1 protein-coding gene is annotated in these 255 nt (G+C 59.6%); it reads right to left on the minus strand.

The window, feature by feature from the left end:
* A partial coding sequence (locus J5M67_RS29005; protein ID WP_207888745.1) for a VCBS domain-containing protein occupies positions 1 to 255 on the minus strand: 255 nt, incomplete at both ends.

Here is a 255-nt window from a genome sequence, read left to right on the forward strand (position 1 = left end):
GAGCTCGGGCGTGTCGTTGGCGCCGGTCAGGCTGATGGTCAGGGTCTTGGTATCGGTCGCGCCTGAGCCGTCGGTCACCTTGAGCGTGAAGCTTTCGCTGTTGTCTTCCTTGAGCGCCTCGATGGCGTTGTCGTTGGGGACGTACTCATAGGCGCCGCTGTTAGCCAGATACAACGTGCCGAAGTTGCCGACCAGTTTTTGCTGGTAGTTGGTTCCGTTGATATCGAAGGACCCGCTGGTCGTACCGGCACTGTC

Source organism: Pseudomonas sp. 30_B, assembly GCF_017491605.1.
Taxonomy (GTDB): Bacteria; Pseudomonadota; Gammaproteobacteria; order Pseudomonadales; family Pseudomonadaceae; genus Pseudomonas.